Origin of the sequence: Methylobacterium sp. NPDC080182, from assembly GCF_050281105.1 — a bacterium.
In the GTDB taxonomy this organism is placed as follows: domain Bacteria; phylum Pseudomonadota; class Alphaproteobacteria; order Rhizobiales; family Beijerinckiaceae; genus Methylobacterium.
Genome location: NZ_JBNNWO010000052.1, coordinates 1 through 7,462, shown reverse-complemented (window position 1 = coordinate 7,462; position 7,462 = coordinate 1). Strand labels below are relative to the sequence as shown.

The 7,462-nt window shown below is 65.7% G+C and carries 5 protein-coding genes and 4 pseudogenes; 6 read left to right on the top strand and 3 right to left on the bottom strand.

Going from position 1 to position 7,462, the window contains the following annotated elements; genetic code table 11:
* Positions 1 to 324: 324 nt before the first annotated feature.
* From ACQKQD_RS33970 to ACQKQD_RS33950, 5 genes and pseudogenes are all read left to right on the top strand, one after another.
* Positions 325 to 867 (top strand): annotated as a pseudogene (locus ACQKQD_RS33970) (recombinase family protein); the annotation flags it as partial.
* A 322-nt stretch (positions 868 to 1,189) separates the two neighbouring features.
* Positions 1,190 to 1,654 (top strand): MucR family transcriptional regulator, encoded by a 465-nt coding sequence (locus ACQKQD_RS33965; protein WP_427510983.1) that lies wholly within the window; start codon positions 1,190 to 1,192, stop codon positions 1,652 to 1,654.
* A 15-nt stretch (positions 1,655 to 1,669) separates the two neighbouring features.
* Positions 1,670 to 2,371: an AAA family ATPase gene (locus tag ACQKQD_RS33960; RefSeq protein WP_427510982.1), complete on the top strand. Its 702-nt coding sequence runs from the start codon at positions 1,670 to 1,672 to the stop codon at positions 2,369 to 2,371.
* 288 nt (positions 2,372 to 2,659) lie between these two features.
* Entirely contained in the window at positions 2,660 to 3,868 is a 1,209-nt protein-coding gene (locus ACQKQD_RS33955; protein WP_427510981.1) for an acyltransferase family protein, read from the top strand.
* Between the two features lie 3 nt (positions 3,869 to 3,871).
* Positions 3,872 to 5,329, top strand: a complete 1,458-nt coding sequence (locus ACQKQD_RS33950; protein WP_427510980.1) for a dipeptidase — start codon at positions 3,872 to 3,874, stop codon at positions 5,327 to 5,329.
* A 222-nt stretch (positions 5,330 to 5,551) separates the two neighbouring features.
* Here ACQKQD_RS33950 and ACQKQD_RS33945 read toward each other — a convergent pair.
* Positions 5,552 to 5,833 (bottom strand): annotated as a pseudogene (locus tag ACQKQD_RS33945) (GGDEF domain-containing protein); the annotation flags it as partial.
* Positions 5,834 to 5,960: 127 nt separating this feature from the next.
* On the opposite strand from ACQKQD_RS33945, the pseudogene ACQKQD_RS33940 reads away from it, so the two are divergent.
* Positions 5,961 to 6,188, top strand: a pseudogene (locus ACQKQD_RS33940) (MucR family transcriptional regulator); the annotation flags it as partial.
* Between the two features lie 57 nt (positions 6,189 to 6,245).
* Here the strand turns inward: ACQKQD_RS33940 and ACQKQD_RS33935 are convergent.
* Together ACQKQD_RS33935 and ACQKQD_RS33930 are read right to left on the bottom strand one after the other, a co-directional pair.
* On the bottom strand, positions 6,246 to 6,728 hold the full coding sequence (locus tag ACQKQD_RS33935) for a hypothetical protein (protein WP_427510979.1): 483 nt from the start codon (positions 6,726 to 6,728) through the stop codon (positions 6,246 to 6,248).
* Between the two features lie 492 nt (positions 6,729 to 7,220).
* Positions 7,221 to 7,462: pseudogene (locus ACQKQD_RS33930) on the bottom strand (amino acid ABC transporter substrate-binding protein); the annotation flags it as partial.

Here is a 7,462-nt window from a genome sequence, read left to right as displayed (position 1 = left end):
TCTGATCGCGCTCGGCACCGACAACGAACCGTCCCATGCCGTCCTCCGGTCGTGCAGAGGAAGGCTACCACCATCGGGGTTTTGACACAGCCAGGACCCAACGCAGTCGTTCACGATCAACCCGGCTACCCCTATAAGCAGATGGGGTGGATGGCTCCCGCTCCAACTGACGGCATCTCGGTGCCAAGATGTGGTCGCTGCCGAAGCAGCAGCCACGCGGATGCAGGAGCCATCCCCATGAAGATCACCACCGTCGGCATCGATCTGGCCAAGAGCATCTTCCAGGTTCACGCCGTCGACGCGGCCGGGCACGTCGTTGTTCGGAAGACCACCGACAACCAACTCACCGAGATCCAGGCGGCCGGCTTCACCATCGAGCCGCGCCGCCTCGTGACGGAGACCGTGTCGGGATCCATCGCGGCCGGCCAGCGCCGCGGGTTTGCGCGCCTGCTCGATCGGCTGGAGTCGGGTGACGTCCTGGTCGTGACCAAGCTCGACCGGCTCGGCCGTAACGCGATGGATGTGGGCACGACGGTGGCTAAACTCGACTAGCTCGGGGTGCGGGTTCACTGCTTGGCGCTGGGCGGCTTCGACCTGACGAGTTCGACGGGCAAGCTGACGATGAACGTGATCAACGCGGTCGCGGAGTTCGAACGCGATCTGCTGATTGAGCGGACCCAGGCCGGCTTGAGCCGGGCTCGGGCGGAGGGCACGCGGCTTGGCCGGCCGGCCAGTCTCACCGGCGAGCAGCGCACGGCGGTGGCGCGCCAGCTCGGGGATGGTGCGAGCGTGTCGGCCCTGGCGCGAGCCTTCAAGACGAGCCGGCAGACCATCCTGCGGATCAGGGATGCAGCCGTACCGGCCTGATCACCGTAGCTTCACGTCGACAAGGCCGACCGTGCCATCAAGCCCTGAAGAAAATGCGCCACTTATCGATAAAGGTCACAACCGCAGGCCGGTTCCGCTCAATATCGGGAAAATGGCAGTAATGCTTGGCACTGTCTAGCGCATGGCAGTCGATAGTTGCGAATAGGCCGTAAGCATGGCGGCTTTAACGCCAAATGTCACGCCGATCACAAAGCAGTGAGAGCGACTGTCACGTTATTTGGCTCGGCCATATTGCAATTTTGATCCAGAAATCTAATTTTTTACGCATCGAACAAATCAGTCCACTCTAAGTAGAAAAGCTATGGCTGAAGAAAACTTACGAGACGCTCATGACCCTGTTGAGCTGACCAGCGACATCGTCGCCGCTTACGTTGCCAACAATTCCATACCGGCCCTCGAACTTCCGAACCTCATCCAGAGCGTGCACGACGCGGTTCGAGGCCTGACTGCTGGTGATACATCGGGTGCAGTCGCCACGCCTGACGGCGTGGCAAAGCCAAGTCCGGCGCAGATCCGCAAGTCGATCCGACACGATGGGATCGTCAGCTTCATTGACGGCAAGACCTACAAGACGCTCAAGCGTCATCTCGCCGCCCATAATCACGACCCTGAGAGCTATCGCGACCGCTATGGCCTTCCAGCCGACTACCCGATGGTCGCCAAGAGCTACGCCGAGCGGCGCTCCGCCCTGGCCAAGGCACTCGGCCTGGGTCGACCCGGTGCCATGGCCATGCGCCAGGCTGACGGACAGGATGGAGCTGCCTGAACCAGGGACGCACCGGTGCAACGCTCTTCCCCACGGACCGCCGCCGGGCCGCTGCGGGTGCTCGCCCTGGCAGTGCAGAAGGGCGGGACGGGCAAGACCACCCTGGCGGCCTCCCTGGCCGTCGCCGCCGCGGAGGCGGGCGAGCAGGTGACCGCGCTCGATCTCGACCCGCAGGGCTCACTGGCCGGCTGGGGCGCCCTGCGCAAGAACGACGGTGGAAGCGACCGCGAGAGCGACGCCGTCGCGGTCGACCGGGTCCAGCCCTGGGAGATGGGCCAGCTCTCGGAGATCCTCGGCATCCTCGCCGAGCAGGGCACGACCCTCGCCGTTCTCGACACCGCCGGCAGCGCGTCCGGCCTCGCGCCGGCCCTGAAGGACGCCGATTTCGTCCTGATGCCGGTCCGCCCCTCCCGGCTCGACATCGTGGCCGCCCGGCCGACGCTCCAGGCGCTGGTCGGCCTCGGCCTGCGGGAGCGGCTGGCCCTGGTGCTGAACCAGTGCCCGCCGCCGCCCTCGCCGCGCACCAGCGCCTACGCGGCGCAGCTGCGCGCCCTGGGCGTCCTGGCCGAGCCCGGGATCATCCACCGGGTCGACCACCAGGACGCCCTTGCGACCGGGCTCGGCGTCACGGAATTCGCCCCCGGCAGCCAGGCCGCCGAGGAGGTCCGGGCGCTCTGGGCCTGGATCGACGCGAAGCTAACTGGCTTGGCGAGGTGAGCATCGCAGATAGCGCTTCAGCGCTGGATGGAAGCCCTGGCCAGAGCTGAACAGGATCCCGTTACGGGCGCGCTGGGAATGACCGGGTCGGGCGGTTTCCCGCCTGTCCGCTTCTAAGCGGCAATCGTGGGAACGCCGACTTCCCCAATTCAAGCAATCCCGATCCAAGAAGCGATGCCCCTAGCCGAGATCGGCGATGGCGTCCGCCGCGACCCGGCACACAGGATTTTGCATCGAGCTTCGCCTTAACGCGTCGTACAAACAGACGGCGCGTCCTTCGGCTGCACGATGAGTACCACCCCCGCCAGTGCCCTGGATGCCTCCCATCCCGCCATCGCCACCGGGCGAAGCGAACGGTTGGTCGCCTTCGATCATATGCGGGGCTTCGTCGTTGCCCTCGTGGTCCTTCACCATGCCACGCTTGCGTACTGTACCTTCGGCCACATCAATCGAGTGAACTACGCGCTATCCACGGCACCCGTCGTGGATCCACGACGCTGGATCGGTTTCGATCTTCTCGTGCGCCTCAACGACGGCTTCTTCATGCCGTTGCTCTTCCTGCTCTCAGGGCTGTTCGTCTGGGACGGCTTGAGGCGCCGCGGCGCCCGTGCGTTCCTCGGCGCACGGATGCGCCGTCTTGGCCTGCCATTTGTTATTGGCGTGCTGATCTTGTCCCCGCTGGCCTACTTTCCCGCCTTTCTCCAGGCCGGCGGAACACTTGGCTTCGGGTCGTTCTGGATCGCTACCGTCACGTGTGGGCCGTGGCTGAGCGGGCCACCTTGGTTCATCGGCATCCTGCTGGTCTTCGACGCGGCCGCTGCCCTTATCTTTACCCTCGCGCCCCGCCTCGCCGTGCCTCCGTTGGTGAGCAGCCTCGCGCGGCGCCCGGTCAGCGGCTTTGTCCTGCTACTCGCTTGCTCCCTGCTCCTCTTCCTGCCCCTACTCGTAGCAGTCGGGCCGACGCGCTGGTTCGCCCTCGGTCCTCTCGCCATACAAGGCAGCCGCATCGGTCTCTACGCCGCCTATTTCACTGCAGGCGTCGCGTTGGGGCATGGTGGTATGCAAGCTGTCGTGCAGTTCGCGAGGGCAATGGCTTCCCAGTGGGCAGCCTGGGGCCTGCTCGCCGCTGCTACGGGAGCAGTCTTCATGGCTGTGGCGGCGATTGCCCGTGGAGAATTGTTTCTGCCGCCGGCGGGGGCACTCGCCGTCGTGGGCATTGCGCAGGCGGCCTTCTGTGCCGCCGCGTGCTTTGCGCTTCCGGCCCTCTTCCTGCGCTTTGGAGGGGGAAGCTTGCCGGCCTGGGACAGCCTCGCCGCGAACAGCTTCGCCATCTACCTGTTGCACTACCCCTACGTGACCTGGACGCAGTATGGCCTCCTCCCCGTGAGCGTCGACGCAGCGGTAAAGGGTGCGCTCGTCTTTACTATCGCGCTCGCCGCGAGTTGGGCCAGTGCGGCGTTCCTGCGTCGCCTTCCCATGTTCGGCAGGATGCTCTGAGCGATGGCGAGGCCCAACAAGCCGCCGCGCGGGCGCGATCTTCAACTCCCTTGGACAGCGATCTTCGACGGATCGGCGGACCGGTACGATGGGCTACCGGTCACGATCACCGGCTGGGCCGTCACCGCAGCGGAGACGCCAGCCGCAGCCTACTGCCTGCTGACTTTCGAGCCCGCCTGTTGCCGAGGCTGCCTACCGAGCGATCCTGCAACCTGCATAGAGGTCCTGGCCGTTGAACCGGTCCCAGCAGATGGTCGAGAGGTGATCCTGCGGGGCGTATTCCGCCTGCTCCAGGGAGATCCCTGTGGCTGGCGCTACAGGCTCGATACGACGACGGTCGTCCACCGCGCGAGACACGGATCGCCGTTCGGCCTGTCCCGCCGCGGTTTCGTGGTAGGGGCCTCACTCCTCTGTCGTCCCGTCGAGGCCATCGCGCAGGCCTCCTCGTCGACCAAGGTGACTGTTACTCAGCGAGCCGCTGCCGCAGAATTTCTCGCGGGCCGGCCGACCATCGATTGCCACAGCCATGCCGGCCGCATCCTGCGCGTGCGCCAGGATGAGGGACATGCGCCTTTCGCGCCGCTGGCTGAACCAATGCGTCGCGGCGGGCTCGCCGCGACATGTCTCGCCATCGTCTCCGACAGCCCGACGCACCGGATAACGCCGGAGGGGCGGATCAAGGCGTTTCGCGATCCCGAGCCCGGGGAACTCGCGGCCTATGCCGAGCGCGGCTTCACCCGGTTGCACGCACTTGTGCGCGAGCAGGGACTCAAGATCGTCCGCACTGCGGCTGACCTCGACGCTGCGCGCGCCGAGGCTCCGATGGTGCTGGTCGCGGCCGAGGGTGCCGATTTCCTCGAAGGCGACCTGGGCGGCCTGGAGGCAGCCTACCGAAGGGCGGCCCTACGCCATCTGCAACTGACGCACTACCGGGTGAACACTCTCGGCGACATCCAGACTGAGCCGCCCGTACACGGGGGCCTGACCGCCTTCGGCGCCGAAGTGATCCAACGCTGCGAAGCGCTCGGCGTCATCGTGGATGTGGCGCATGGCACCGAAGCCCTCGTGCGTCAGGCGGCTGGGGTGGCGCGCAAGCCCCTCGTCCTCTCGCACACATCGCTCACGACCAAGCCCACGCCTCGCACCCGCCGCATCACACCGGAGCATGCCCGGATCGTCGCGGGGACGGGAGGCGTTATCGGTATTTGGCCGCCTGCGAGCCTGTTTCCTGATCTCGACGCGCTGGCGGAGGGCATTGCCCGCATGGCGGACGTGGTCGGTCCGGCCCATGTCGGAATCGGCTCGGACATGATGGGACTGGTCGGGCCGAGCGCATTGCCGGACTACACGAGCCTGCCGGATCTGGCTGCCATCCTCCTCGTACGCTTCTCGCCCGACGAGACAGTCGGCATTCTCGGTGGCAATTACCTGCGCGTGGCGAAAGCCTGCCTCGCGGCTTGAAGAGCAGCTGTACGGCTGCTTTCGGGAAGCGCTGGGAGGAGCAGAAGCGGCTGGGTTGGGTCAATTTGCGACTGTCCGCTCACAAACGCGGTAATGCCGGGAGGGGATATGCCGCCTTGGAGAGCGAGTTGCAGACCGATGCTCGCGCATAGTCGAGCAGTGGCGTATGGCCCCTCCGTGCGGGCCTTTAGCCAATGCGAGCGCCTTCCGCCCATAGCTCCATCAGGCAGATGCCGCCCATTCGACGCGGTTGCGACCGGTCGCTTTAGCCAAGTACAGCTTGGCGTCCGCGGCACGCATCGCCCCGTCAAAGCTCACGAAGCCGCCGACCGCGTAATGCAGGCCGATACTCACGGTCAGCCCAACAAGGCAGCGATCGATCACGACGGGGGTGCGGGCGATGACGCTCCGCAACGCCTCAGCTGTCGCCTGTGCCTCCGCGTGGGAAACGCCGGTCATGAGCACTACGAACTCCTCCCCGCCGATGCGGGCCGCGAAGCTCGAGCTGGACGTCGCCTGGAGTTGCCCCCATCAAACCGGACACGGGGCTGGTTGCATCTGAGCACGGATGAACTCGCGCGGCGAGCGCATGCCGAGCCCACGATGGGGATGGTGTTCTTTGTAGTCGGTGATCCGGGCGTCGATCACGCACGAGGCACTGATCAGCTTCGAGGATGGTAAGCCGTACAAGACGATCAAGCGGCATCTGACCGCCTGTGGTCTGACGCCGGAGACGTACCGGGCGAAGTGGGGGCTGCCGAGCGACTATCCGATGATCGCCCCTGCCTACGCGGCCCAGCGATCCAGGATCGCCAGAAGCTTGGTGCTGGCCCGAAATCTGGGGGATCCAGCTCCGTAGTCTTCGGCCGGCGAGCGGGTGAGCGCCGACGCCTGGATCGGGGGCACGGACGCAGCTCTAAGCGAATAGGCCCTCGGACCTGAGCTGATCGAGCACACGGGCGGCCTGGGCCTTGGCTTCGTCCAGGCGCCCCGGCTGATCGAAGCCGTGCTCGAACATGGGCAGGAGCTTGTCCATCGCTCGATCCATGGCCGTTCTCTCCCAGAGGATCAGCACCTCGCGGTCGACCAGATCCTTGAGGAAGCACCACAGCGTCAGCACGGTGGTGATCGCGGGCTGCTCTTTCCAGGTGGCGATCACGGTTTTGGCGATGCGGTCCAGCCGTCTGATGAGGGCACCCTGCTTCTTAGGGGCGAGGTCGGAGAATGGCTCCAGGCTTGCGGCCCGCAGATCCTGTCGTAACGCACCCACACGGGCCTCGGCGTGCTGGATCAGAGCCGGGTCGACCGGGACGAACATGCCGGGTGCACCGGTGAACGTCAGGAGCAGGTAGGCCGGGATCGCCAGTTCGATGCGCTGGCGGTCGGACAAGGGTGGCATTGGCGTTTTGGGCAGATGAGGACGGCAGGGGGCCGTCTATAGCCAAACTGTGAAGCGCATGCAGCCGCCGGTCCGCTGGCGGACCGGTGTTGCGCCGAGACAGCACGCGCCTGAGCATGCCGGTTCGAAGGGGAGCCGATCTGCGCGAGCAGACTGGAAGCACCGTCGATCCTGCGGGTGGTGCGCACCCGTGCCAAGCCGCGCCGCTCCATGTCATCCCCTTATACGAACGATCGCCCCGCAGATGGCGATCGGGTCTCGGCCCTTCATCCGGAAGCGGACGGACCGCTCGCGACCCGACCCGGTCGCTGGCGGCACTCGTCGACAAGACAGAAAGCAGACGACCATAACTGTCGTCGTAGGCAAACGCGTCCGCCGCGTTAGCGGCTGCGCCATCTTCTTGCATCCTAGGCTCAACTGTTCGGACAGCGTACGAGAGGCAAGGGCGCGAGGGCCGTCAGGTCTCCCGGACCCGACGGCCGCGGTGTCAGGTCAGGAGTTCGCCTTGTCGGACGGCGACTTGATCAGCTCCTTAAGCTTGTCCGACATCGGGAAGTTGAGGTTGAGGTCCCTCGGTGGGATCGGGGTCTCGAACCATTTGACGTAGAGCTTGCTGAACTCCCCGGACTTCATCAGCCCGACCAGGGTCTCGTCGACCAGCGCCTTGAACTCGGGATCCTCGCGCCGGAACATCAGCGCGTAGGGATCGGCCGAGTAGGCCTTGTCGAGGATCC

What these genes read in the sequence shown, in the direction of transcription:
- ACQKQD_RS33965 (WP_427510983.1), top strand. Translation starts at nt 1,190, where the DNA reads ATGGCTGAAGAAAACTTACGAGACGCTCATGACCCTGTTGAGCTGACC.
- ACQKQD_RS33955 (WP_427510981.1), top strand. Translation starts at nt 2,660, where the DNA reads ATGAGTACCACCCCCGCCAGTGCCCTGGATGCCTCCCATCCCGCCATC.
- ACQKQD_RS33935 (WP_427510979.1), bottom strand. Translation starts at nt 6,728, where the DNA reads ATGCCACCCTTGTCCGACCGCCAGCGCATCGAACTGGCGATCCCGGCC.
- ACQKQD_RS33950 (WP_427510980.1), top strand. Translation starts at nt 3,872, where the DNA reads ATGGCGAGGCCCAACAAGCCGCCGCGCGGGCGCGATCTTCAACTCCCT.